Genomic DNA, 23,975 nt, shown 5'->3' with positions numbered 1-23,975 from the left:
CGTAACCGAACGGATGTCCCGTGGCTGAGCCATGGGCGGCGAGTTCGGTGCCCAACCATAGCAATCGCGCCTGAGATGCCGCCGAACCGCGCGGCGATCAGCGCTTCCGGGCGACCGGCCCAGCGGCGGGCTTGACATCCGCCGCCGCGGGAGTAGTGTCATCCGCCGTGACGAATGAAGTCGGCGAGCCGCCGGCAGAACTGAAGTCGCCGAAGAACTGGATTATCGGCGACCCCCTCCCCACCGAGAAGCTCGAGGGGCAACTTCTCAAGAAGCGCTTCGCGCTGCCGATCTTCGCGAGCGACCCGCTCTCGTCGGTGGCGTACGCGCCGCAGGAGCTGCTGATGATCCTCACGATCGGCGGCCTCGCCTTCCTGAGCTTCGCCCCGTGGGTCGCGCTCGCGGTCGTGGTGCTCCTCGTCACCGTCGTGGCGAGCTACCGGCAGCTGATCCGCGCGTACCCCTCGGGCGGCGGCGACTACGAGGTCGCGCACCGCAACCTCGGCGAGAAGTCGGGCCTCGTGGTGGCATCGGCGTTGCTCGTCGACTACGTCATGACGGTGGTGGTCTCGGTCGCCTCGGGCGTCGACAACATCATCTCGGCGATCCCCGAGCTCAACCCGTTCCGCGTCGAGCTCGCGGTGGTGTTCGTGATCATCCTCGCCGCCGTGAACCTCCGCGGCGTCAGCGAGTCGTCGCGGGCGTTCGCGGTGCCGACCTACCTGTTCATCGGCAGCGTGTTCGTGATGGTCGTCGTCGGCCTCACCCGCACCCTGCTCGGCGACGCTCCGGTGGCCTCTTCGGCGGCCTACGGCGTGGAGGCCGAGTCGCTGGGCCAGGCCGCGGTCATCCTGTTGCTGCTGCGATCGTTCGCGAGCGGATGCTCCGCCCTGACGGGCGTCGAGGCCATCTCGAACGGCGTGCCCGCGTTCCGGTTGCCGAAGGTGCGCAACGCCCAGATGACGCTCGTGCTGATGGGCGGCATCGCGATCGTGCTCTTCGCCGGCCTGACGACGCTCGCGCTCGTCTCGCAGGTGCACTACGCCGAGGACCCCTGCCATCTCATCGGCTGGGCCGAGTGCGCCACCGAGCCGCAGCCGAGCCTCATGGCACAGGTCGCGGCGGCGACGTTCGGCGGCAGCAGCGTGTTCTTCTACGTCATCCAGGCGGCGACCGCGCTCGTGCTGCTGCTCGCGGCGAACACGGCGTTCAACGGCTTCCCGCTGCTCGGGTCGGTGCTGGCCCGCGACGGGTACGCACCGAAGTCGCTCTCGACCCGCGGCGACCGGTTGATCTACTCGAACGGCGTCGTGATCCTCGCGCTCGCGGCATCCGTGATCCTCGTGGTCTTCCAGGCGAACCTCACGGTGCTGATCCAGCTCTACATCATCGGCGTCTTCGTGTCGTTCACCCTGGGGCAGACCGGCATGGTGCGGCACTGGCTTCGCGAACTGCGCGGGCTGCGGCATCCGAAACCGAGGTCCGGAACGTCGGCCAGGTCGAAGGCGACGTACCGTGCCGACGCCGACCGCGCTCCGCTCACGCGAGGGGCCATGGTGCGCGCCCTCATCATCAACGCGATCGGCGCCGCGATGACGGCGGTCGTGCTCATCGTCGTGACCGTGACCAAGTTCACGCACGGCGCGTGGATCGTGTTCGTGCTCATGCCCGTGCTTTTCCTGCTGATGATGGGCGTGCACCGCTACTACCGCGACGTCGAGAAGGAGATCGAGGTCGACCCGACGACGACCTTCGGCTCGGCGGGCGACCACGCGATCGTGCTCGTCGGCCGCATGCAGAAGCCGACCCTGAAGGCCCTCGACTACGCGATCGCAGCACGCCACGACTCGCTCGAGGCCGTGCACGTCTCGCTCGACGAAGACGAGACGAAGCGCCTGAAGAAGGCGTGGGCGAAGCAGAACATCCACGTGAAGCTGCGCATCCTGTCGTCGCCGTACCGTGACCTCAGCCACCCGCTCATCCAGTACATCAAGGGGCGTCGCGAGGAATTCGGCTCCGAGGTCGTCACGGTGTACATGCCGCAGTACATCGTCGGGCACTGGTGGGAGAGCCTGCTGCACAACCACAAGGCGCGGCGCATCCGGCAGAAGCTCATGCTCGTGCACGGCGTCACGGTGGCGCTTGTGCCGTGGCTGCTCGACTCCTCCGACCTCTTGTACGGACGGCGGTCGCGGCCGCTGCCCGGCCAGGATCGCCGCGGCGAGCCCGTGCGACCGGTGGCGCGTCGGCCGCTCGAGAGCGCGTCGACGCGGCGCGGCGGCAGCGCTCGGTAGGCGCTCTCCCCGACACCCGCCCCCCGCACCCGCACCCGCACCCGCTCTGAAAACAGGAAGACACGCCGCGGCGGCCTCGGAAACAGGAAGCCGCGCCGCCCGAACCTCGAAGTGTTCCTGTTTTCGGGACACCGAGCGTGGGTGAGGTCGGCGCGGTCGGCGCGGGTCGGCGCGGTCGGCGCGGTCGGCGCGGCTCGGCGCGGCTCGGAGGCTAGAGCATCGCCATGATCTGGCGCGCGATCATGCGGCCGGCGCGGTTCGCGCCGATCGTCGACGCCTGGGGCCCGTAGCCGGCGAGGAAGACGCGGGGGTCGCTCCACGCCGCGCCCTGCCCGACGGTGACCCCGCCGGCCTTCTCACGCAGCCTGAGCGGTGCGAGGTGGCGCAGCTCGGGGCGGAACCCCGTGGCCCAGATGATCGCGTCGGCTCGGGCCATGCCCGATTCGCCGCCGTCCCACACGACCCGGTCTGCTTCGATGCGGTCGAACATGGGGCGCGCGACGAGCAGTCCGCGCTCGATGCCGGCGGCGATGCGGCGGCTCTTCGGCACGCCGGTGCCGCTCACGATCGAGGGCAGGGCCCTGCCCGAGCGCGCCGCCTCGTCCTGCATGGCGACCGCGGCCGACGCGCCCTCGAGGTCGAGCTCCTGCCGGTCGATCCAGTCGACCGGGCGTCGCGACACCCACGTGAGCCCGGCCGCGATGTTCTCGAGCTCGAGCATGAACCCGATGGCCGAGGTGCCGCCGCCGACGATCACGATGTGCTGGTCGCGGAAGTCCTCGGCCTCGATGTAGTCCGAGGTGTGCAGGTGCCTGCCCGCGAATTCGCCCATGCCCGGGTAGAAGGGGACGAACGGCGAGCCCCAGGTGCCGGTGGCGTTCACGAGGAAGCTCGCGACGATCTCGTGCTGCGGCGCGCGCTGGTTCGCGGGCGCCTCGAAGCTCTTGCGACGGCGTCCGAAGAGCCCGCGGGTCTTGAGTTCCTCGACCGGTTTCGGCGAGAGGTCCTCGTATCGCACGACCAGGTCGGCGCCCTCGTTCACGACCGAGCGCACGTCGACCGGCCGGTGCACTCGAAGGTCGTAGTGCTGCTCGAACCTGCCGTAGTAGTCGGCGACGACGTCTTTCGCGGGGAGGTCGCGGTCGGCGGTGTCGAAGCTCAGTCCGAGCTCGGCCATGCCGGGCAGGTCGTTCACGCGGTGGGCGGTTCCGAGTCGCAACGACGACCAGCGGTGCTGCCATGCACCGCCGGCACCGGGCGCGCGGTCGAGCACGACGAAGTCCTCGTCGGCGACGAGCTCGAATCGACGCAGGTAATAGGCCACCGACAGCCCCGCCTGTCCTGCGCCGATCACCACGACCTTCACGCGTTCAGGGGCGGGTATCACCAGACCATCTCAACATGGCTTGCTGTGTGCCCGCAGCACGAGTCCAGCACCTCATCGCGCAGGTGTGGATACCACCGAAGGTGGCGTGGCACGGTGCTAAACTGGCATCCGGACGAAATTTCAACTATCAGATGAGCGCCGGGTGAAGACCATCCCACCCGGCCAGATGTCGTAAGGGGGTCACGCATGGGGCGCGGCCGTCAGAAAGCCAAGCACACCAAGGTCGCTCGCGAGCTGAAGTACTTCAGCCCGAACACCGACTACAACGCGCTTGAGCGCGAGCTCACGGGTTCGCAGCATGACGATTACAGCGACGAGGCGTCGAAATGGGCGGAGTACGCCGCCGAAGACGACGACGCCTACGTCACCGGCGACGAGCAGCGCGAACAGCGCGCGTAGCCCCCGCTGATCGTCGCCGACCTCACCGCACCTCGCCGCACTCAGCTGATCGTCACGATCAGCTGACGACCCCGTCCGGGTCGGTGCGCGGCGAGCACGCGCCTGGCGAGCACGCGCCTGGCGGGCACGCGCTTGCGCGCACGCGCCTGCGGTCGGATTGCGTGGTCAGTTCGTGCCGATCGGGTCACCAGCGGCGCGGGACTTCAGCGCCAGCCAGCGGGCGGCGCCGTCGACGAATTCCTCGAGCTCGGTAATCGAGTTCGAGGGCGTCATCGCGCGCAGCACGATCTCGTCGAGGTCGCCATCGAGGTACTCGGCGAGTGTCGACGCGTCCGCGATCGTCGCGTCGGCGGCACGGAATCCGAGCCGCTCGAAGTTGGCGGCGTAGGCCGGCACCGACTCGTACCGCACGATCTCGCGATCGAGCACGGACCGCGCCGACTCGTCGACGATCGTGCGCACGTAGAGCGTCGACCGCACCGAGCGCTCACCGGCGTCGCGTCGCAACTCGTCAGCGGTGACGGCGCCGGCCGCGGGCGTGAGCCAGTTCAGGAGCACGCCGTCGGCCTGCTCCGCCGCGAGGCGCCGCATGCGAGGGCCGAGTGCGCCGACGACGATCGGCGCGTCGGTGACCGCCCGCAGGCGCGCGAGGCCTTCGCCCACGAAGTCGACGGGGCGGGTCGCCACGCCGCCCGAGCCGATGCCGAGCGCGAGCCGGTCGACGGGCAAGCCGTCGAGGTCGAGCGAGTCGACCGGCCGGCGGTCGAGCGGGATCACGCCCGTGGCCAAGCGGAGCGTCGATGTCGCCTCGGCCGCGACCCGGAGCCCGGCGAGCGAGTCGCCGCCCGGGACGTCGTTGATCCAGAGCCTCGCGAACCCGAGGCGTTCGATGCGCGGTGCGAGTGCGCGGACGACCTCGAGCGGGGTGGTGCCGATGATGCCGATCGAGGCGGCCGCGCTCACGGGGATCGCCCGCTCAGCCGGCGTAGCCGCCGACGAGCCGCACCGCGCCGCCGTCGACGCCCTTGGCCCCCTGCTCGAAGCCGTCGAGATCGCGATCGCCGATCGTGACGGTTCCGGCCTGCCAAGCCGGCAACCCGAGGCTGCCGAGTTCGGTGATCACGGATGCCGCTGCCTCGGCCGCGACGACGGCGAAGAATCCGATACCGAGATTCCAGGTGCCTTCGGTCGACTCCAGCGTCGTGCCGGCGAGGTCGTTGAGCACTCGGAACACCGGTGCCGGCGACCACGTCGACCGGTCGAGTTCGACCCAGGATCCGCGGGGGAGCACGCGGGCGAGGTTCGCCGCGATGCCGCCTCCGGTGACGTGGGAGAGCGAGTGCACGGCGTCGGCATGAGGACCGGCGAGCAGCTGCACGAGCGGCCCGGTGTAGAGCCGCGTCGGCTCGAGCAGCACCTCGCCCCACGTCGTCGAGAGGTCATCAGACCGATCGACGTAGTCGATCTCGGCATGTCGAAGAATACTTCTGACGAGCGAGTAGCCGTTGGAGTGCAGGCCGCTCGACTCGATGGCGATGACGACGTCGCCTTCGGCCACGCGCTCGGCGCCGAGCAGTCGGTCGGCCTCGACGACGCCGACCGCGGCACCCGCGACGTCGTAGTCGTCGGCGCCCATGAGGCCCGGGTGCTCGGCGGTCTCGCCGCCGACGAGGGCGGTGCCCGTGTCGGCGCAGGCGCGCGCGATGCCCGTGACGATCGCGGCGATGCGCTCGGGCACGACCTTGCCGCACGCGATGTAGTCGGTCATGAACAGCGGCGTCGCGCCGACCACGATGATGTCGTCGACGACCATGCCCACGAGGTCTTGGCCGATGGTGTCGTGCTTGTCGAGGGCCTGCGCGATCGCGATCTTGGTGCCGACCCCGTCGGTCGAGGTCGCGAGCAGGGGTTTCGCATAGTCCTTCGCGAACGAGAGGTCGAACAGGCCCGCGAACCCGCCGACCCCGCCGAGCACGTTCGGGCCGTGCGTGGCGGCGACGGCCTCTTTCATGAGTTCGACGGCCAGGTCACCCGCGTGGGTGTCGACTCCGGCGGCAGCATACGACGAGTTCGAGGTCACGCCCCAAGCGTACCCGCGCGCCGCGCGGCGACATCCGCCCGCTCGCCAGACGTGGCGAGTAGAATTCGGGGTATGTCCGGGGGCACGCCGTCGTGGGTGATCCGTGAGAATGCGAGTCGCCCGGTGCTGCTCGCCCTGTATCTGCGCGAGGCGCTCGGCATCGCCTCGCCGGTCGAGTTGCCGAGGCTGCGCGATGTCGGCGTGGTGGGGGCCAAACTCGAGATGGACCAGCACGACCTGCTCGAGCGCCAGTGGCGCGCGTGGTGGGCGATGACCGTCGAGCCGGAGGCGCACCCGTCGCCGGTGCCGCTCGAACTCGTCGAGGCGTACGACACCGAGGTCGCGCTTCCCGTCTCCGATGCCGAGGTGCTCGCCGCCGCGATCGTTCCGCACGCCGAGGCCGCACGCGCGTGGGCCGAGTGGGCGCACGAGGGCTACCGCAACGCGTCGGCCGCGCGCCGCGGCGACTCCTACCGCGCCTACGCCGGCACCATCGCCGAGCACGAACGCGAGGTCGGCCGCCGCGCGCACTCGTTCGAGCTCAACGTCGAGGTCGTCCCGTTCTCGGCGGTCGGCGTGTGGTGGATCGGCGCGATGAGCGTCGCGGTGACCGATTCGCTGCGATCGGATGCCTCGGCGTTCGACGACGCCATCCACCCGATCATCGCCGAACTCGCCTGACCACAGCGCGGTCACGTCGTCTGCGGTGGATTCGTCGGGTTGCGGCGCGCCCGGTCGAGCGCCAGGGACGCCGTGAGCATCGCCGTTCCCGCGACCGCGAGCGCGAGATCGAGCGACCACACGATCTCCGCGAAGGCCGGCAGGAACGCGAGCACGGCGGCCGTGACGACCGCCGCCGACGACGGACGGCGGAAGCCTGCCGGGACGGCGGCGACGAATGACTCGAAGCGTGCGATCGGCAGCGACACGAGCCACACGGTCGCGAGCACGATCACGAGCACGACGGGACGGCTGAACCACCACTCGGGGCTCTCGGGCTCCGGCGACGCGCCGGGCCACAGGAGCGCGACGGCCGAGACCGCGACGATGATCGGCAGGTGCCACAGGTACAGCGTCACCGCCCTGCTCGCCACGAAGTACACACCCGCCCGCAACACCCGGGAGGACATGAGGAGGGACAGCGGGGGATGCAGCAGGCTGAAGATGCACATCTGCGCGATCCCGAGCAGCATGAGCGGCGAAGTCGGCGGCTCGAGGTTCGTCAGCATGTTCGGCGAGTGCCATCCGACCGCGACCCCGGGCCAGATGAGCACGTACGCGGCGACCGCGATGACCAGCAGTTGCAGTCGGGTACGCCGCCTGAACCAGCCGTCGGCGTACCAGAACCCGATCTGCTGCACGAATGCAGCGACGAAGGCGACGTTGAGCATTCCGACCTCGGGGATCCCGGAGCCGATGCGCGCCGCGTCCACGATGACGACGGCGACGGCCAGCGCGACGAGCGTCCGACTCGGCGCCCGTCGGTGCAGTTCGGAGAGCAGCGGCACGAGGCATTGCACGAACAGGTAGGTGGCGAGGAACCACAGCGGAACCCCGATGCCGGCGGCGATCGCGCCCAGGAGCACGGGGTCGACCCCGGCGAGCGCCGCGACCCCGAGGGCGATGGCCACGCAGGCGAAGAGCGGCAGGGCCGGGGTCGCCAGCCGCAGCGTGCGGGCGCGGACGAAGTCGATCGCGCTGCCCCCATGCGCCCGTCGGCGGCGCAGCGACACGACGGCGGTGAACCCGCCGAGCGCGAAGAACAGGGGCATGACCTGGCCGGCCCAGGTCGCGGCGATGAACCACGCCTGCGCGTCGATCGGCCGGGAGAGCACGATCGCACCGGAGGGGTCGACGCCGACACCGACCATGAGGAGGTGGCCCACGACGACGAGCAGGATGCAGGCCACTCTCGCGAGGTCGACGACGAGATCGCGCCGACCGAGTGGCGCGGCACGCGCCCGGTCGCGGAGCGCTTGAGCACCCTTCCGGTCGCCCATAAGACCATCATGGGCGCTCGACGCCCCGGTCGCACGACCTTCGCGTGCGAGACTCGAGGGCATGAGCATCTGGTTCGGCGAGCCCTCCCTCGACTGGGCGAACTCGCGTCGCGACGGCACCCTCCTCAACGAACTCGGCATCGAGATGACCGAGCTCACCGAAGACTCGCTGAAGGGCCGCATGCCCGTCGACGGGCGCACGCGCCAGCCGGGCGGGGTGCTGCACGGCGGAGCATCCGTCGCCCTCGCGGAGACGCTCGCGAGCTGGGGCGCGACGTTCACGGTCGACCCGGCCGCCAATTACTGCGTCGGCATGGAGATCAACGCGAACCACACGCGCCCCGTGGCCGAGGGCTGGGTGTACGGCGAGGCGAAGCCGCTCACGCGCGGACGTACGACGCAGGTGTGGGAGATCAGGATCACCGACGAGGCGGGCAAGCTCGTGTGCATCTCGCGCTGCACGATGGCGGTGCTCGCGAAGCCGTCGGAGTACTGAGTACCGCTCCCGTTGCTCAGCTGAGCATGAGGTTCCGCTCAGGCGGCTCACACGCGCGCGTATGGGAGGATGGAACGTCCAGCTCGGACGCATCACCACACCCCACGAGGAGCCATCGCTCGAATGTGCGGCATCGTCGGCATCGTCTCCACCGAACCCGTCAACCAGCAGATCTACGACAGCCTGCTGCTGCTGCAGCACCGCGGTCAGGACTCGACGGGCATCGCCACGGCCGACGGCCCCGTCTTCCACATGGCGAAGGCCCGCGGCCAGGTGCGTGAGGCGTTCCGCACCCGCGACATGCGCTCGCTCATCGGCAACCTCGGCCTCGGCCATGTGCGCTACACGACCAAGGGTGCGGCCGAGCGTGAAGAAGAGGCGCAGCCGTTCTACGTGAACGCGCCCTACGGCATCATCCTCGTGCACAACGGCAACCTCACGAACACGCGCGAGCTCTCGGGCGACCTGTTCTCGATCGACCGCCGCCACGTGAACTCCACGAGCGACACCGAGATGCTGCTCAACGTGCTCGCCACCGAGCTGCAGGGGCAGATCAAGGGCCTCGAGCTCGACCCCGACCAGGTGTTCGACGCGGTCGCGCAGGTGCACGAGCGGGTCGAGGGCTCGTACGCGGTCATCGCGATGATCGCGGGCTACGGCCTGCTCGCGTTCCGCGATCCGTTCGGCATCCGCCCGCTGATCCTCGGTCGTCGCACGACGGATGCCGGCAAGCACGAGTGGATCGTGGCGTCCGAGTCGCTCGTGCTCGAGAACGGCGACTACGAGATCGTGCGCGATGTCGCGCCCGGTGAGGCGATCTTCATCACGCTCGACGGCGAGATGGTCTCGCGCCAGTGCGCCACCGACCCGCGCCTCGTGCCGTGCTCGTTCGAGTACGTCTACCTCGCCCGCCCCGACTCGGTCATGAACGGCATCTCGGTGTACGAGGCGCGCCTGCGCATGGGCGACCGGCTCGCGACGACCGTCGAGACCCACATGAGCAAGGGCGACATCGACGTCGTCATGCCGATCCCCGACTCGTCACGGCCGTCGGCGATGCAGGTCGCGCAGAAGCTCGGCATCGAGTACCGCGAGGGCTTCTACAAGAATCGCTACGTCGGCCGCACCTTCATCATGCCGGGCCAGGCCGAGCGCAAGCGCTCGGTGCGCCAGAAGCTCAACGCCATGGGCACCGAGTTCAAGGGCAAGAACATCCTCATCGTCGACGATTCCATCGTGCGCGGCACCACGTCGCAGCAGATCGTGCAGATGGCCCGCGACGCCGGCGCCAACAAGGTGACGTTCACCTCGGCGGCTCCCCCGGTGCGGTTCCCGCACGTCTACGGCATCAACATGCCGAGTCGCAAGGAGCTCATCGCCTACGGGCGCAAGATCCCCGAGATCGCCCGCGAACTCGGTGCCGACCACATGATCTACCAAGAGGTCGCCGACCTTCAGGCCGCGATCACCGAGGGCACCTCGATCGAGCAGCTCGACCTCTCGTGCTTCACGGGCGACTACGTCACCGGCACCGTCACCGAGGAGTACCTCGAGTGGGTCGAGCGCACGCAGCTCAGTTGAGCCGTCGATCGCCGGGCGGGGTGCGCCGCACGCCGAGCGCCGCGGGAGGCGCCGCTCCTCGAGACCCGACTCCCGCCTAGCGTTCGATGTGATGCGTGGACGAGTGCTCGGCGATGACCGACTTCGCCCGACGGGCGGTCGCTCGGTCGATGAGCAGCGCCACGACGGCACCGAGCGCCGCGCCGACGACCCCGCACAGCAGCAGCAGGAAGCCGAACACCTGGCCCTTGTCGAAATCGAGCCCGAGCTCGGGCGAGGCCGGCTGCCCCGAGAACGAGAACGTGAGGATGAGCGCGGCGATCGCGCCGACGACGGCGCCGAGCGTGATGAAACGCCCATAGCGGGGGGCGCGCCGCACGGTGACGGTGTCGTTCGCGACGTCGGTCTCGACCTCGTCTTCGCGCACGACGAGGATCTCGTCGTCGTGCTCGGACGGCCGGGCGGGGTTCTGCGGATCGCTCACCCCTCCATTGTCCCGCATCAGCGGGGCGCGGGCACCAGATCCCAGACGATCGGCAGGAGGCCGCTCAGACGATCGGCAGGAGGCCGCTCAGGTCGGCGCGCTGCCCCGAGGCCTGCACCCGGCCGGCGGCGCGCGCGTCGCCCCACGAGATCGCGCCCGTGGCGAGCGCGAGCCAGGTCGAGGCATCCGTCTCGATCACGTTCGGCGGCGTGCCGCGCGTGTGCTTCGGACCCTCGACGCACTGCACGGCCGCGTACGGCGGCACCCGCACCTCGACGGTGCCGCCCGGCGCCTGCTCGGCGAGCAGCTGCAGCGAGTACCGCACGGCGAGCGCGAGCGTCGTGCGATCGACGGATGCCGCGGCGTCGGCACCCCCGTCGGTGACGGCCCGCACTACCCCGAGCGCCGCCCGCCCGACCTCGTCGTTGATCTTCGCGCGTGCCATGACTCCATCATCTCGGATTCTGAAAGGCGGTAGCCTGAGGCGGTGAGAATCCTCGTCCTCGGCTCGGGCGCGCGCGAGCACGCCATCATCCTCGCGCTCCTCGACGAAGAGGCCGGCCACGAGATCATCGCGGCTCCGGGCAATGCCGGCATCGCGGCATCCCACACGTCGTCGGCACGCGGCAGCGTGATCACCATCGCTCTCGACCCGACCGACCCGGTCATCGTCGCCGACTACGCACTCGACAACGACATCGAACTCGTGGTCATCGGTCCTGAAGCGCCCCTTGTGGCCGGCGTCGCCGACGCGCTGCGCACCCGCGGCATCGGCGTGTTCGGACCCGGCAAGGCGGCGGCGGCCCTCGAGGGTTCGAAGACGTTCGCGAAGCGCATCATGGAGGCGGCCGACGTGCCGACCGGTCGTGCGACGCTCGCCGAGACCCTCGACGAGGTCGAGCGCACCCTCGACGAGTTCGGCGACCCGTACGTCGTGAAGGCCGACGGGCTCGCCGCGGGCAAGGGCGTGCTCGTCACCGAAGACCGCGACGCCGCCCTCGCCCACGCCGCCCACTACCTGCAGCAGGGCCCCGTGCTCGTCGAGGAGTTCCTCGACGGCCAAGAGGTGTCGCTCTTCCTGCTCTCCGACGGCACGAACGTGCTGCCACTCTCCCCGGCGCAGGACTACAAGCGCCTGCGCGACGGCGACCAGGGCCCGAACACGGGCGGCATGGGCGCCTACTCGCCGCTGCCGTGGCTCGCCGACGCGGTCGACGGGCGCGGGGGCCGGTTCGGCAGCGAAGAGGCGTTCGTCGACGAGGTCATCGAGACCATCGCGCTGCCCACCGTGCGGCAGCTCGCCCACGAGCAGACGCCGTTCATCGGGCTGCTCTACGCGGGACTCATCCTCACGTCGCGCGGCATCCGCGTGATCGAGTTCAACGCGCGCTTCGGCGACCCCGAGACGCAGGTCGTGCTGCCGCGCCTCGAGACGCCGTTGTCGGGCCTGCTGTTCGCGGCCGCGACGGGCAGGCTGGGCGGGCTGCCGCGGCCGACGTTCCGGTCGGATGCCGCGGTCACGGTCGTGCTCGCGAGCGAAGGGTATCCCGAAGCCCCCGAGACGGGGCGCGCGATCGAGGGGCTCGAGGCCGCGGCATCCGTGCCCGGGGTGCACGTCGCCCACGCGGCGACCGCGATCGGGGCGATGACCGAGCCGCACCCCCACCCGCCGCTGCTCGCCACGGGCGGGCGCGTGCTCAACGTCGTCGCCGTCGGCAAGGACTTCGCCGAGGCCCGGCGGCGTGCCTACGAGGCGCTCGGCCACGTTCGGCTCGACGGCGCGCAGTACCGAACCGACATCGCCGCGCGCGTCGCCGAATAGGTCACGGGCAGCGGCAGACGCCCGCTCGTAGACTGAACGACATGAGCGACAACGGCGAGATGCCCGGCTGGACCCACGTGTACTCGGGCAAGGTGCGCGACCTGTACGTGCCCACCAAGCTGCTCGACGACGACGACTCATGGACCGGCGACCCGCTGCGCCTCTCGCCGGTCGTGCTCGTGGTCGCAAGCGACCGGGTGAGTGCCTACGACGCGGTGCTCGAGCCCACGATCCCCGGCAAGGGCGCGATGCTCACGCGGCTCACGCACTGGTGGTTCGACCAGCTGCCCGACGTGCCGAATCACCTGGCGTACCCGTTGAACGACCGGCTCGATGAGCTCGAGCTGCCCGCGGTGCCCGAGGCGGTCGCCGATCGCGCGACCCTGTGCCGCACGCTCGACATGTTCCCGATCGAGTGCGTCGTGCGCGGCTACCTCACCGGCGGCGGCTGGAAGGAGTACCAGGAGACGGGTGCCATCGGCGGCATCGCGCTGCCCGCCGGGCTCTCGAACGGCGACCAGCTGCCCGAGCCGCTGTACACGCCCGCGTGGAAGGCGCCGCTGGGCGAGCACGACGAGAACGTGTCGTACGAGCGCACCGTCGAACTCGTGGGCGAGGTCGTCGCCTCGCAGTTGCGTGAGCTGTCGATCGAGATCTTCGAGCGCGCCGCGGCGATCGCCGAGGGCCGCGGGCTGATCCTCGCCGACACGAAGTTCGAGTTCGGCGCCGACCGCGCCACCGGCATCGTGACGCTCGCCGACGAGGTGCTCACCTCCGACTCCTCGCGCTTCTGGGATGCCGCAGCCTACGCCACCGGCTCGACCCCCGAGCAGCGCATGGCGAGCTTCGACAAGCAGATCGTGCGCGACTGGCTCGCCGCGAACTGGGACCAGGAGGCGACCGAGGAGCCGCCGACGCTTCCGCACGAGATCGTCGAGCAGACTGCCGCGCGCTACCGCGAGCTGCTCGAGCGCATGACCTCGGCGTAGGGCGGGCTCGCGCCCGCGGGCGGGCGGGCTCGCGCGTGGGCGGGCCGCCGGCGACGCCTCCACCCCATCGATCCGTCAGAAAATACTCTTCCCGCGCCTGGTTGGCGCGCTTTTCGACGGATCGACGATCACGTGGGAATAGGTTCGCGCGGACGTGAGTTATCATTAGTTGTGATTACAACCAATGGCACGCCGCAGGGCGCCGGACTCCTCGCCGCCGACACCGGCATGGGCGCCGTGACCCTGCGCGTCGGCGACCTCGATGGCATGATCCGCTACTACCGCGACGGCGTGACGCTCGAACTGCTGAGCCACGACGGCCCCGTCGCCGTGCTCGGTCGGGGCACGACTCCGATCGTGATCCTGCAGCACGCCCCCGAGCTCAAGCACGCGTCGCCGCGCGATGCGGGCCTGTTCCACACCGCGATCCTCTTCGACACGCGTGAGGCCCTCGCGACCGCGATCGCCTCGGTCGCGACCCGCTATCCCGGCACCTTCACCGGCAGCGCCGACCACCTCGTGAGCGAGGCCTTCTACTTCACCGACCCCGAGGGCAACGGCGTCGAGCTGTACTTCGACCGCGACAGCTCGACGTGGAGCTGGGTGCACGGCACCGTCGAGATGGCGACCATCTACCTCGACCCCAACGGCTACCTGCGCGACCACCTCGGCGAGACCGGCACGGCCGCCGTCGCGAGCGGCGCGAAACTCGGCGACGCAGTCGTCGGGCACGTGCACCTCTCGGTCGGCGACGTCGCGAGCGCGCGCGAGTTCTACGTCGACCGACTCGGCTTCGAGACGACCGCCGAGATGGGCGATCAGGCGCTCTTCGTCTCGGCGGGCGGTTACCACCACCACATGGCGATGAACACGTGGAACAGCCGCGGCGCCGGCCGCCGCGGGCTCGCCCTCGGACTCGGCAAGGTCGAGATCGTCGTGCCGACGCCCGACGACCTCGGCGAGCTGGGCGAACGGATGTCCCACCACCGGGTTCCGACGCGCGACGACGGCCGCACCCTGGCCTTCGACGACCCGTGGTCGAACCTCGTCGAGGTGCGTGCCGCAGGCTGATCCCTGGCAGCCGGCGGGTTTCGAGACGCGTCCGGCTGCGCCGGGCGCTCCTCAACCCGCCGGACGCGGGCCCTTCGCGTGGGACATGTCGTGGAAGGCTGCGAACGCCTGCCCCGCGACGGGCATCGGCGTCGTGCCGGGACGCGCCCGGAGGCCGTCGAGCACGATCGTGAGCTGCCGACGCCAGAACGGCAGGTACTGCCGGCCGTACTGGCCGAGCGACCCCAGCATGTCGACGAGGACGCTGAGATCGACCGCCGTGACATCGGCACGCAGCGATCCCTCGGCCTGTGCGCGTGCGACGAGCCCGTCGATGGCTGCCTCGAACTCGGCGCCCGGTCGGTACGAGGGGTCGAGTTCGGCGACCCGCCGCATCACGGCCGGAAGGAACGGCGAGTCGGCCACCCAGGCGCCGAGGCGCTCGAGGTAGAGCTCCACGGATCGCCATCCGGTCTCGGCACCGAGGATCTCGGGCGCGAACTGGTGAAGTTCGGCGACGGCCGTGTCGTAGAGCTCGCGCACGAGCGCGTCGCGGCTCGCGAAGTGGCGATACACCGTGCCGGCGCCGACGCCGGCGCGGGTGGCGAGTTCGTCGAGCGGCGCGTCGATGCCGCGTTCGGCGAAGAGCCGTCGCGCCTCGCTGAGCAGGCGCGCATGATTGCGCTGTGCGTCACGACGAGGCGACATGGGCGAGCTCACGCTTTCACTGTACGCGTGTCGATACCGTAGGATACGGAGGGTCGCCTCCGTTTACCCGAGAACGGGCGACGTTCCCCTGGGGGAGGGGATCGCGGCGTGGCGGGCACGGAGTCGGTTCGTCCGGCATTGGGGGCGCCCGCCGCGTCCGCCACTACGCAGAGTCTTCCTGCGACGCGTCGGGGCGCGCGTCGAGCGCGGCGACGAACCAGGACGTGATCGACGACGGGTGCGTGATCGCCGTGCCGACGCAGACGGCCGTCGCCCCGGCCTCGATGGCGGCGGCGGCGGCGTCGGGCGTGTGGATGCGGCCCTCCGCGATGATCGGGCGCTCGCAGCGCGCGGCGACCTGTGCGACGAGTTCGAGGTCGGGCCCGTCGGTCTTCGGCCGCTCCCCCGTGTAGCCGGCGAGGGTGGTGCCGAGCAGGTCGGCGCCGGCCGCCTCGGCGGCGATCGCGTCGTCGAGCGATCCGCAGTCGGCCATGACGAGCACATCGTGCGTTTCGCGCAGGGCTGCGATCGTCTCGGCGAGCGTCAGGCCATCGGGGCGCGGGCGGCGTGTTCCGTCGAGGGCGACGACGTCGGCCCCGGCATCCGCCACTGCCCGCGCGTGTTCGAGCGTCGGGGTGATGAAGACGCCGTCGGCGCCGTCCTTCCACAGCCCGATCACCGGTACTTCGAGGTCGGCGGCCGCACGGATGTCACCGATGCCCTGAAGTCGGATGCCGACGGCGCCGCCGTCGACGGCAGCACGTGCGACCTGCGCCATCGTGTTCGGGTCGCGCATCGGCTCACCCGGATACGCCTGGCACGAGACGATCAGCCCGCCCCTGAGCCGGGCCGTGAGGTCCGATGGTTCGACGTTCATGATTCCGCTTCCACTCGTTCCCAGGCGGCCGCAGCCGCGCCGTAAAGTTGTGCATCGCCGCCGAGTTCGCCGCGACGCAGCGGCAGTTCGGCGAGCACGTCGATCAGCTCATCACGGAATGCCCGCTCCATCGGACGCCACCATGCGTCGCCGATCCCCGCGACACCGCCGGTCACGACGATGCACCCGGGGTCCAGGAGCGTTGCGATCCCGGCGAGCGCGCGCCCCACCGAGGCGGCCGACTCGTCGAGGGCACGACCTGCGGTCGCGTCGCCGCCGGCGGCGCGCACGACGATGCCCCGGGCATCCTCGACGGCGGGGTCGCCTCCGAGTGAGAGGTAGTGCCGGTGCATGCCGGTGCCCGAACCGAGCGCCTCGAGGTGCCCTGGCCGACCGCACGGGCAGCACAGATGTGCCGCCCCGGCGATCGGCAGGTGGCCGATCTCGCCGGCGACGTGTCGCGCGCCCCTGATGACGCGGCCGTCGACGATGACGCCGGCGCCGACACCCGTACCCACTGCGACGACGATGACGTCCGACGTGCCACGGGCGGCGCCGTACTTCGCCTCGCCGAGCGCGCACGCGTCGACGTCGTTCTGCACGTGGACGGGAACGGCTCCGACCCCGATGCGAACGAGCTCATCGGCGACTCGTCGGGCCACCGGCGTCCCCGGCCAGCCTGCGAACGTGTCGGTGGCCGAGATGATCGTCCCGCGCGGCACGTCGACGACGCCGGCGGTTCCGACGCCCACCGCGCGAATCCGCGCTCGCCTGGTGCGCCCGAGCAGCGTCGACGCGAGATCGACCATCGTCGCGATCACCGCCTCGGGGCCATCGGCTGCGGGAGTCGGGGCCACGACGGAGTCGAGGATCGTGTGCTCCGCGTCGACGAGCGCCGCGGCGGTCTTGGTGCCTCCGACGTCGAACGCCAGGACGACGTCGACCATCAGGGGGTCGGCGCCCCGACGAGCTCGAGCGAGTCGAGGATGTCACGGATCCGGGCGACCGTCGGCTCGTCGAGCGCCTCGACCGGGTGCGCCATCGTGGCGTGATCGATGATCCCGCGAGCCTGCATCGCCGCCTTGAACGCCCCGACACCGGCGGCGTCGGGCGAGCGGCCCGTCGACTGGAAGACGATCTCGAACAGGCGGTTCAGGCGTTCCTGCTCGGCCCGCGCCGCATCCCAGTCACCTCTCTCAGCGGCATCCCACAGTCGCACGTAACCGGCGGCGTCGACGTTCGCCAGCCCCGGCACGACCCCGTCTGCTCCGGCGAGCGCCATGGCGTCGACGACCACCTCGTGGCCGGTGAGGACGCGCAGCGGCCGACCGGCTTCGGCGTTGGCGGAGATCAGCCGGCGGAACCCGACGTCGTCGCCGGAGGAATCCTTGATGCCCGCGACGACGCCCTCGAGCGCGAGCTCGATGAGCAGGTCGAGCGGCAGCTTCGAGTGCACGCGCACCGGGACGTCGTACGCCCAGAGCGGCACGTCGATGCCGCGAGCGATGGTGCGGAAGTGCTCGGCGGTCTCTGCCCGCGAGTTCAGCGCGTAGAGCGGTGCCGTGACCACGATCGCGTCGACGCCTTCGGCGGTGAGCCGCCGCGCGGACTCGATCACCCGCGCCGCCGTCAGTTCGATCGCCCCGGCGATGATCGGCACCCTTCCGGCGTTCGCGCGCACGATGGCCTGCACGACCTGGACGCGCTGCTGCTCGGTGAGATACGCGGTCTCTCCGGTCGAGCCGAGCGCGAACAGGCCGTTGACGCCGTCGGTGACGAGGCGATCGACGAGGCGCTCGAGCGAGGTGACGTCGATCGAGCCGTCCGGCAGGAACGGCGTCGCGACGGGCGGGACGACCCCGCCGAACTGCGCGGGGGCGGGGGTGGTCGGTGGCGTGCTCATGGGTGGTACTCCGTGGTTCGTGGGTCAGGTGGTGATCCGGTGCGGATCAGGTCGTGAGGTGGGGCTCGAGCAGCGATGGCGCAGCGCCGAGCAGGGAACGCGTGTACTCGTCGGCAGGGTCGTCGAACACCTGCTGCGCCGTGCCGAGCTCCACGACACGGCCCCTGTTCATGACGGCGATCTCGTCGGACAGGTAGCGCACGGTCTGGATGTCGTGGGAGATGAACACCATCCCGAGGCCCAACTCGTTCTTCAGGTCGGTCAGCAGGTTGAGGATCTGCGCGCGCACCGACACATCGAGCGCCGACGTGGGCTCGTCCGCGACGATCACCTGGGGGTCGAGCACGAGGGCGCGCGCGATGGCGACGCGCTGACGCTGTCCGCCCGAGAGCTGGCCGGGAAGCGCGTCGAGGGTGGATGCCGGAAGCCCGACCATTCCGATCAGGTCGCGCACCTTCGCCTCGCGCTGCGCCCGGGTGCCGATGCGGTGGACCTGCATCGGGTCGAGCAGGGCGTCGCGAATCGTCATCCGGGCATTCAGCGCGGTGGCGGGGTCCTGGAACACGACCGAGAGGATGCGGCCGAGGCGGCGGCGCACCGAGGCGGAGAACGAACGCACCGGCTCACCGCCGAACCTCACCTGGCCCGAGGTCGGGCGCTCGAGTCCCACGAGCACCTTCGCGGAGGTCGACTTGCCCGAGCCGGACTCGCCGACGATCCCGAGGGTCTGCCCGCGGCGAACGACCAGCGAGACGCCGTCCAGCGCGTCCACGTACTGGCGGTTCCGGAAGGTCGAGTTGCGCGCCTTGTAGCGGACGTGGACGTCCTTCAGCTCGATGACGGGTTCACTCATCGTCCTGCCCCGATCGGTTCGACCGGAGCATCGTCAGGATGCCCGGCGTAGTAGTGGTCCGTTCCCTCGATCCGGCGTCGTACCGGAATGACACCCGCATTGCGGGCGGGGTCCGACGAGCGCGGTGCGAAGCGATCTCCCAAGGGGAAGTCCCGCGGCGAGGGCACGACCCCGGGCACCTGGTGGAGGCGGTCCGAACCGGATTCGATCGAGAGGACCGCGCCGAGCAGCCCGCGGGTGTACTCGTGCACCGGCTGCGTCAGCAGTTCGGTCGTCGTCGCCTGTTCGACGACCTGGCCCGCGTACATCACGGTGATGCGGTGGGCGAGTTCGGCGACGAGCGCGAGGTCGTGCGACACGAAGAGCATCGCGAAGCCCAGCTCCTCGCGGAGGGTGTTCAGTAGCTCGATCACCTGCGCCTGCACGGTGACGTCGAGCGCCGTCGTGGGCTCGTCGGCGATCACGAGGCGCGGGTCGCGCGTGAGCGCCATGGCGATGAGCACGCGCTGGCGCTGGCCGCCCGAGAGCTCGTGCGGATACGACGCGAGCGTGCGCTTCGGATCGAGGCCGACGAGTTCGAGCAGGTCCTCGGCGGTGCGGGTGCCGCCGCGCGAGGTGAGCTGCTTCATCTGCGAGCGGATGAGCATCGCCGGGTTGAGCGAGCTCAGCGCGTCCTGGTAGATCATCGCGATGTCGTTGCCGCGCAATGCATTGCGCTCGGCCGGCGTCATCGCGAGCAGGTCCTGACCGTCGAACATGATCCGACCGCGGATGTCCGCTCGCGGGTCGAGCAGGCCCATGATCGCGAGCGACGTGATCGACTTGCCGCAGCCCGATTCGCCGACGAGCGCCATGGTCTCGCCGGGGCGAACGGTGAAGCTGACGTGGTCGACGACGTCGACGTCGCCATGACGGGGGAACGAGATGCGCAGGTCCTGGACGTCGAGCAGGGGCGGCGCGTCAGCCGTGTACACGAGCCGATCGCGCCGATCGCGCTCGCGGTCCCTGAGCTGGGCGAGCCGCACGTCGAGCGGGACGACGTTCGTCGTGACGTGCAGCGAGGACGCCTGGGCCGCCCGTTCCTCTGCGAGCGCCGACTCGTCGACCGCCGACGCCTCGAGCACTTCGAGTTCGTCGATCCCCGCGGCGACTTGCTCGGGCGTCGCGCCTTCGTGCAACGGCGCCTGCGCTGCCTCGAGGTCGTGCGTGGACTCCTCGGTCGACGCGGCGTCGGCCGTGAGCTTGCGCGCACGCGGCGAGATCATCGCGTCGGTCATGCCCTCGGAGAGGATGTTGAGGCTCAGCACCGTCAGGAGGATCAGCAGGCCCGGGAAGAAGGTCGCCCACCAGTAGCCGCTCATCACGAGGTTGCGGCCGTCGGCGATGACGTTGCCCCACGACGGCTCGGGCGCGGGCACGCCCGCCTGGAGGAACGACAGGGATGCCTCGAGCACGATCGCGTCGGCGACGAGCACGGTCGCGAACACCAGCACCGGCGCGATGCAGTTGCGCACGACGTGCTTGGTGATGATGCGCGTGGTGGAGGCGCCCATCACGCGCACCGCCGACACGTAGTCCTCACCGTACTGGTCGAGCACGTTGGCGCGCACGACGCGGGTCAGCTGCGGCGTGTAGAGGAAGGCGATCGTCAGGACGAGCACCGGCAGGGACTGCCCGAACACGGTGACGAAGACCGCCGCGAGCGCGATGCCGGGGAACGACATGATGACGTCCATCACCCGCATCACGGTCTCGGAGAGCCACTTGGGCGCCGTCGCGGCGATGGTGCCGAACACGGCCGCCGCGAGGAGTGCGACGACGGTGGCACCGAGGCCGATGGTGAGCGAGTAGCGAGCACCGTACATGAGGCGCGAGAGGATGTCGCGGCCCTGACGGTCGGTGCCGAACCAGTGCTCGGAGCTCGGCGGCTGCACGGGCGCTCCCGAGGCCAGCGGATCGTACGGTGCGATGAAGGGTGCGAACACCGCCACGAGCGCCACCAGCACGAGGAATCCGAGGGCGATCTTGGAGCTGAGCGAAAGCCCTGCCAGTCGCAGCCCGGGAGTGGAGAGTTTCTCTGTCAGTTTGCGTCGCATGTCACACCGACCTGATGCGCGGGTTGATGAGGACGTACAGGAGGTCGACGATGATGTTGATCACGACGAACGCGAGCGCAACGGTCAGCGTGACGCCCTGCACGAGGTTGGGTTCGTTGTTGGTGATGCCCTGGAGGATCAGGGTGCCCATGCCGGGCAGCGCGAAGATGATCTCGATGACCACGGCGCCGCCGAGGAGGTAGCCGACGCGCAGGCCGAGCACCGTGACCGGCGTGATGAGCGCGTTGCGGAAGACGTTGCGGGCGACCACGACGGGCCGCGGAACGCCTGCGCCGACCGCGGTGCGCACGTAGTCGCGGTCGAGTTCCTCGACCATCGCGGTGCGCACGACGCGAGAGAGCTGGCCGATCACGGGAACGGCGAGCGAGATCGCCGGCAACGTCATGCGGGCGAGCCATCCGGCCGGGTCCTCACTGAACGGCGGGAGGGGACCGGATGCCGGGAGGAGGCCGAGCTGCAGGGTGACCACCTGGATCAGCAGCACGGCGAGCCAGAACGACGGCATCGAGAGCGACCCGATCGAGAGGACGCGGATGACCTGGTCGGGCCAGCGGTCACGGTAGAGCGCCGCCGCCACACCGAGGAGCGTCGCTCCGATGATGGCGATGAAGAGGCCGAGGAACGTGAGCTGGAGGGTGACCGGGAACGCTGCCGCGACCGCGTCGCCCACGGGCAGCTGCCGGGCCGTGTACGTGCCGAAGTCGAGTCGCACGAGTCCCGACAGGAAGATGAGATAGCGCACCAGCAGGGGCTCGTTCAGCCCGTGCTCTTCGCGATACTTCTCGCGGTCTTCGATCGACGCACCTTCACCGAGGGCGGTGATGGCGGGGTCGACCTGGGAGAAGGACATCACGAAGAAGACGAGGAACGTGATGCCCAGGATCATCAGGGGCAACTGGATGAGTCTGCGCCCGATCAGTCGGAGCGTGTTCGACACGGTCCGTCCTTCCGGCTCGAAACGGGACCGCTACGGTGCGGTCGGAGGGGAGGACCGGGGCGGGACGTCGTCCCGCCCCGGTCGTGTGTCACTGCGCGACGCCGACGTCCAGGAAGGACAGTCCGGTCGTCGGGACAGGGGCGAAGCCGACCAGCTCGTCCGCGTTCCACGCGGTGGGCAGCTTGCGGTGGAACAGCGGGTACATCGGCACCTGCTCCGAGATGAGGTCGTACGCCTCGTTCCACGACTCCTGCTGCGCATCGCCGGATGCGGCGATCGCGGTGTCGAAGATCTCCGTGAGCTCCGCGAACTCCGGAGTGTCGGCCCAGTTGAAGCGCTGGTTCGGCCACACGTTGTCGCCGAACCACCAGCGCATCAGGATGTCGGGGTCGTTGCCGAACACCGACGGGTCACCGGGGGCGAGCATGACCTGGTAGTCACCGCCGTCGACCTTCGTGTACTGGGCGGGGGTCTGACCGATGTCGAGCGTCGTTTCGATGCCGATGGCGTCGAGCGACTCCTTGACCAGGGGCGCCACCTCGCGGACCCAGCCGGTGTCGGTGGTCAGGAGCGTGATCGACAGGTCGCCGACGCCGGCCTCCTCGAGCAGGCTCTTGGCCTTCTCGGGGTCGTAGGTGTAGACCGTCGATGCCTCGTTGTAGTTCGGGTGCGACTCGGGCAGGAACGACGTGGCCGGCTCGGCGTTGCCGAGCATGCCCGTCTCGATGATCTTGTCCATGTCGAGCGCGTAGAAGAACGCCTGCCGCACGCGCGGGTCGTCGAACGGCTCGAGCTTCGTGTTGAACATCATGAACAGGAGGCCGAACGACTGCACGGTCTCGACGTCTGCGGTCGCCTTGAGTGCGTCGACGTCGATGTACGGAACGTCTTCCATGGCCTGGATCGTGCCGGAGGACATTGCGGTGACGCGCGCCGCGGGGTCGCTCAGCAGGTTCCAGTTCATGCCGGCGGCCAATGCCGGACGGGGACCGTTGTAGTCGTCGTAGCGCTCGAACACGACGGCCTCGTTGGGGGTCGCCGAGACGAGCGAGTAGGGGCCGCTGCCGACGGGCTGCGCACCGAAGGCCTCAGCGTCGGCCTCGACGAGCGCCTTCGGGACGATCTTCACGACGCCGAGGCGCTCGTTGAAGAGCGCGAACGGGTACTCGGTCGTGATGCGCACCGTGTCTTCATCGACGGCCTCGACCGTGTCGATGAAGTCGACGAAGCTGGCGAAGAAGCCACCGGTGTCGGGGTTCATGACCCGCTCGTAGCTGAAGACGACGTCTTCGGCGGTGACGGGGTCGCCGTTCTGGAACGTCGCGCCCTCGCGAAGGTCGACCTCGTACGTGGTCTCGTCGACCTCGGTCGGCAGGTCGGCGGCCAGGGCTGCGTACGGCTCGCGGGTGACCGGGTCGAGGTCGACCAGACCCTCGAAGATGTGCCAGTTCGCTGCGAGCGTGACCGCACCCGATGCGAGCATCGGGTCGAAGCTTCCGCCGAGCGAGTAGGAGATGCCGGCCTCGATCGTGGCCGACGGGTCGACCTCGCCCGAAGGCGCCGACGCCTCGTTCTGCGACGACGGCGTGCACGCGGAGAGCGCGACCGTGACGGCGACGGTGCCGGCCAGCGCGGCGGCCCACTTCGCCCGCCCGCGCCTGGTGGTTCGGATCATGATTGCTCCATCCAATGGTGTTCTTGGGGGAAGACGCCTGGTTTTGGACGTCCGACGTCCGACGTACTATATCCACAGATCACTCGCTTCCACAACGGGCGGCCTCGAATCGGGTCCGAAACGAGTGGTCTGGAAATGCCGGCGAGGGGATGCTGCTGCGGATTCTTCGAAGAGAGAAACACCCGCTCGCACGCATTCCGATTCGCATGCAGAGGACGTACCGTGGGATCGTGCTGACTCCGGCCGGTGACCGAAGGCGCGCCGCGCTGCGACGAGGCGGTCATCGAGCCGGATCACGCGGGACCGACCTCCACTCGGATGAAATCTTGCCGGATATAGGACAT

Annotated in this window: 22 protein-coding genes; 8 read left to right on the top strand and 14 right to left on the bottom strand. The window is 69.9% G+C overall.

Going from position 1 to position 23,975, the window contains the following annotated elements; genetic code table 11:
- Positions 1 to 167: 167 nt before the first annotated feature.
- A complete protein-coding gene (locus LQ757_RS03130) occupies positions 168 to 2,294 on the top strand; it encodes an APC family permease (RefSeq protein WP_231045738.1) in 2,127 nt (708 codons plus the stop codon).
- A 211-nt stretch (positions 2,295 to 2,505) separates the two neighbouring features.
- Here LQ757_RS03130 and LQ757_RS03125 read toward each other — a convergent pair whose 3' ends face one another.
- Positions 2,506 to 3,660: an FAD-dependent oxidoreductase gene (locus LQ757_RS03125; protein WP_231045737.1), complete on the bottom strand. Its 1,155-nt coding sequence runs from the start codon at positions 3,658 to 3,660 to the stop codon at positions 2,506 to 2,508.
- Between the two features lie 207 nt (positions 3,661 to 3,867).
- Here LQ757_RS03125 and LQ757_RS03120 point away from each other — a divergent pair, with 207 nt between their 5' ends.
- A complete protein-coding gene (locus LQ757_RS03120) occupies positions 3,868 to 4,080 on the top strand; it encodes a DUF3073 domain-containing protein (RefSeq protein WP_231045736.1) in 213 nt (70 codons plus the stop codon).
- Positions 4,081 to 4,245: 165 nt separating this feature from the next.
- Here LQ757_RS03120 and LQ757_RS03115 read toward each other — a convergent pair whose 3' ends face one another.
- Both LQ757_RS03115 and purM read right to left on the bottom strand, forming a co-directional pair.
- Positions 4,246 to 5,043, bottom strand: a complete 798-nt coding sequence (locus tag LQ757_RS03115) for an LLM class flavin-dependent oxidoreductase (protein WP_231045735.1) — start codon at positions 5,041 to 5,043, stop codon at positions 4,246 to 4,248.
- A 13-nt stretch (positions 5,044 to 5,056) separates the two neighbouring features.
- Positions 5,057 to 6,160: a phosphoribosylformylglycinamidine cyclo-ligase gene (gene purM, locus LQ757_RS03110; RefSeq protein ID WP_231045734.1), complete on the bottom strand. Its 1,104-nt coding sequence runs from the start codon at positions 6,158 to 6,160 to the stop codon at positions 5,057 to 5,059.
- Between the two features lie 72 nt (positions 6,161 to 6,232).
- Here purM and LQ757_RS03105 point away from each other — a divergent pair, with 72 nt between their 5' ends.
- A complete protein-coding gene (locus LQ757_RS03105) occupies positions 6,233 to 6,841 on the top strand; it encodes a zinc-binding alcohol dehydrogenase (RefSeq protein ID WP_231045733.1) in 609 nt (202 codons plus the stop codon).
- An 11-nt stretch (positions 6,842 to 6,852) separates the two neighbouring features.
- Here the strand turns inward: LQ757_RS03105 and LQ757_RS03100 are convergent, their stop codons facing one another.
- Positions 6,853 to 8,160 (bottom strand): acyltransferase family protein, encoded by a 1,308-nt coding sequence (locus LQ757_RS03100; RefSeq protein ID WP_231045732.1) that lies wholly within the window; start codon positions 8,158 to 8,160, stop codon positions 6,853 to 6,855.
- A gap of 61 nt (positions 8,161 to 8,221) precedes the next feature.
- Here LQ757_RS03100 and LQ757_RS03095 point away from each other — a divergent pair, with 61 nt between their 5' ends.
- Entirely contained in the window at positions 8,222 to 8,656 is a 435-nt protein-coding gene (locus LQ757_RS03095) for a hotdog fold thioesterase (RefSeq protein ID WP_231045731.1), read from the top strand.
- Positions 8,657 to 8,779: 123 nt separating this feature from the next.
- Positions 8,780 to 10,237, top strand: coding sequence for an amidophosphoribosyltransferase (gene purF, locus LQ757_RS03090; RefSeq protein ID WP_231045730.1), 1,458 nt, complete (start codon positions 8,780 to 8,782; stop codon positions 10,235 to 10,237).
- Positions 10,238 to 10,313: 76 nt separating this feature from the next.
- Here purF and LQ757_RS03085 read toward each other — a convergent pair whose 3' ends face one another.
- Positions 10,314 to 10,700 (bottom strand): potassium transporter Trk, encoded by a 387-nt coding sequence (locus tag LQ757_RS03085; protein ID WP_231045729.1) that lies wholly within the window; start codon positions 10,698 to 10,700, stop codon positions 10,314 to 10,316.
- Positions 10,701 to 10,764: 64 nt separating this feature from the next.
- Positions 10,765 to 11,145 (bottom strand): sterol carrier family protein, encoded by a 381-nt coding sequence (locus tag LQ757_RS03080; protein ID WP_231045728.1) that lies wholly within the window; start codon positions 11,143 to 11,145, stop codon positions 10,765 to 10,767.
- A gap of 42 nt (positions 11,146 to 11,187) precedes the next feature.
- Here LQ757_RS03080 and purD point away from each other — a divergent pair, with 42 nt between their 5' ends.
- From purD to LQ757_RS03065, 3 genes are all read left to right on the top strand, one after another.
- Positions 11,188 to 12,522 (top strand): phosphoribosylamine--glycine ligase, encoded by a 1,335-nt coding sequence (gene purD / locus LQ757_RS03075; RefSeq protein WP_231045727.1) that lies wholly within the window; start codon positions 11,188 to 11,190, stop codon positions 12,520 to 12,522.
- 41 nt (positions 12,523 to 12,563) lie between these two features.
- Positions 12,564 to 13,511, top strand: a complete 948-nt coding sequence (locus LQ757_RS03070) for a phosphoribosylaminoimidazolesuccinocarboxamide synthase (RefSeq protein ID WP_231045726.1) — start codon at positions 12,564 to 12,566, stop codon at positions 13,509 to 13,511.
- A 228-nt stretch (positions 13,512 to 13,739) separates the two neighbouring features.
- Positions 13,740 to 14,582, top strand: coding sequence for a VOC family protein (locus LQ757_RS03065; RefSeq protein ID WP_231046303.1), 843 nt, complete (start codon positions 13,740 to 13,742; stop codon positions 14,580 to 14,582).
- Positions 14,583 to 14,633: 51 nt separating this feature from the next.
- Here the strand turns inward: LQ757_RS03065 and LQ757_RS03060 are convergent, their stop codons facing one another.
- From LQ757_RS03060 to LQ757_RS03025, 8 genes are all read right to left on the bottom strand, one after another.
- A complete protein-coding gene (locus tag LQ757_RS03060) occupies positions 14,634 to 15,281 on the bottom strand; it encodes a TetR/AcrR family transcriptional regulator (RefSeq protein ID WP_231045725.1) in 648 nt (215 codons plus the stop codon).
- A 151-nt stretch (positions 15,282 to 15,432) separates the two neighbouring features.
- Entirely contained in the window at positions 15,433 to 16,146 is a 714-nt protein-coding gene (locus LQ757_RS03055; protein WP_231045724.1) for an N-acetylmannosamine-6-phosphate 2-epimerase, read from the bottom strand.
- Entirely contained in the window at positions 16,143 to 17,093 is a 951-nt protein-coding gene (locus tag LQ757_RS03050; protein ID WP_231045723.1) for an ROK family protein, read from the bottom strand. Before LQ757_RS03050 ends, LQ757_RS03055 begins: the two co-directional genes overlap by 4 nt.
- A complete protein-coding gene (locus tag LQ757_RS03045) occupies positions 17,093 to 18,049 on the bottom strand; it encodes a dihydrodipicolinate synthase family protein (protein WP_231045722.1) in 957 nt (318 codons plus the stop codon). The genes LQ757_RS03050 and LQ757_RS03045 overlap by 1 nt, the downstream gene beginning before the upstream one ends.
- A gap of 46 nt (positions 18,050 to 18,095) precedes the next feature.
- On the bottom strand, positions 18,096 to 18,902 hold the full coding sequence (locus tag LQ757_RS03040) for an ABC transporter ATP-binding protein (protein WP_231045721.1): 807 nt from the start codon (positions 18,900 to 18,902) through the stop codon (positions 18,096 to 18,098).
- Positions 18,899 to 20,998 (bottom strand): dipeptide/oligopeptide/nickel ABC transporter permease/ATP-binding protein, encoded by a 2,100-nt coding sequence (locus LQ757_RS03035; protein ID WP_231045720.1) that lies wholly within the window; start codon positions 20,996 to 20,998, stop codon positions 18,899 to 18,901. Before LQ757_RS03035 ends, LQ757_RS03040 begins: the two co-directional genes overlap by 4 nt.
- Position 20,999: 1 nt before the next feature.
- Positions 21,000 to 21,956: an ABC transporter permease gene (locus tag LQ757_RS03030; protein WP_231045719.1), complete on the bottom strand. Its 957-nt coding sequence runs from the start codon at positions 21,954 to 21,956 to the stop codon at positions 21,000 to 21,002.
- An 88-nt stretch (positions 21,957 to 22,044) separates the two neighbouring features.
- Positions 22,045 to 23,631, bottom strand: a complete 1,587-nt coding sequence (locus LQ757_RS03025; RefSeq protein WP_231045718.1) for an ABC transporter substrate-binding protein — start codon at positions 23,629 to 23,631, stop codon at positions 22,045 to 22,047.
- Between the last annotated feature and the right edge of the window lie 344 nt (positions 23,632 to 23,975).

It is taken from the genome of Agromyces cavernae (assembly GCF_021044935.1).
Lineage (GTDB): Bacteria > Actinomycetota > Actinomycetes > Actinomycetales > Microbacteriaceae > Agromyces > Agromyces cavernae.
Note: the sequence above shows the minus strand (reverse complement) of the source record. Positions and strands in the feature narration are given on the sequence as shown.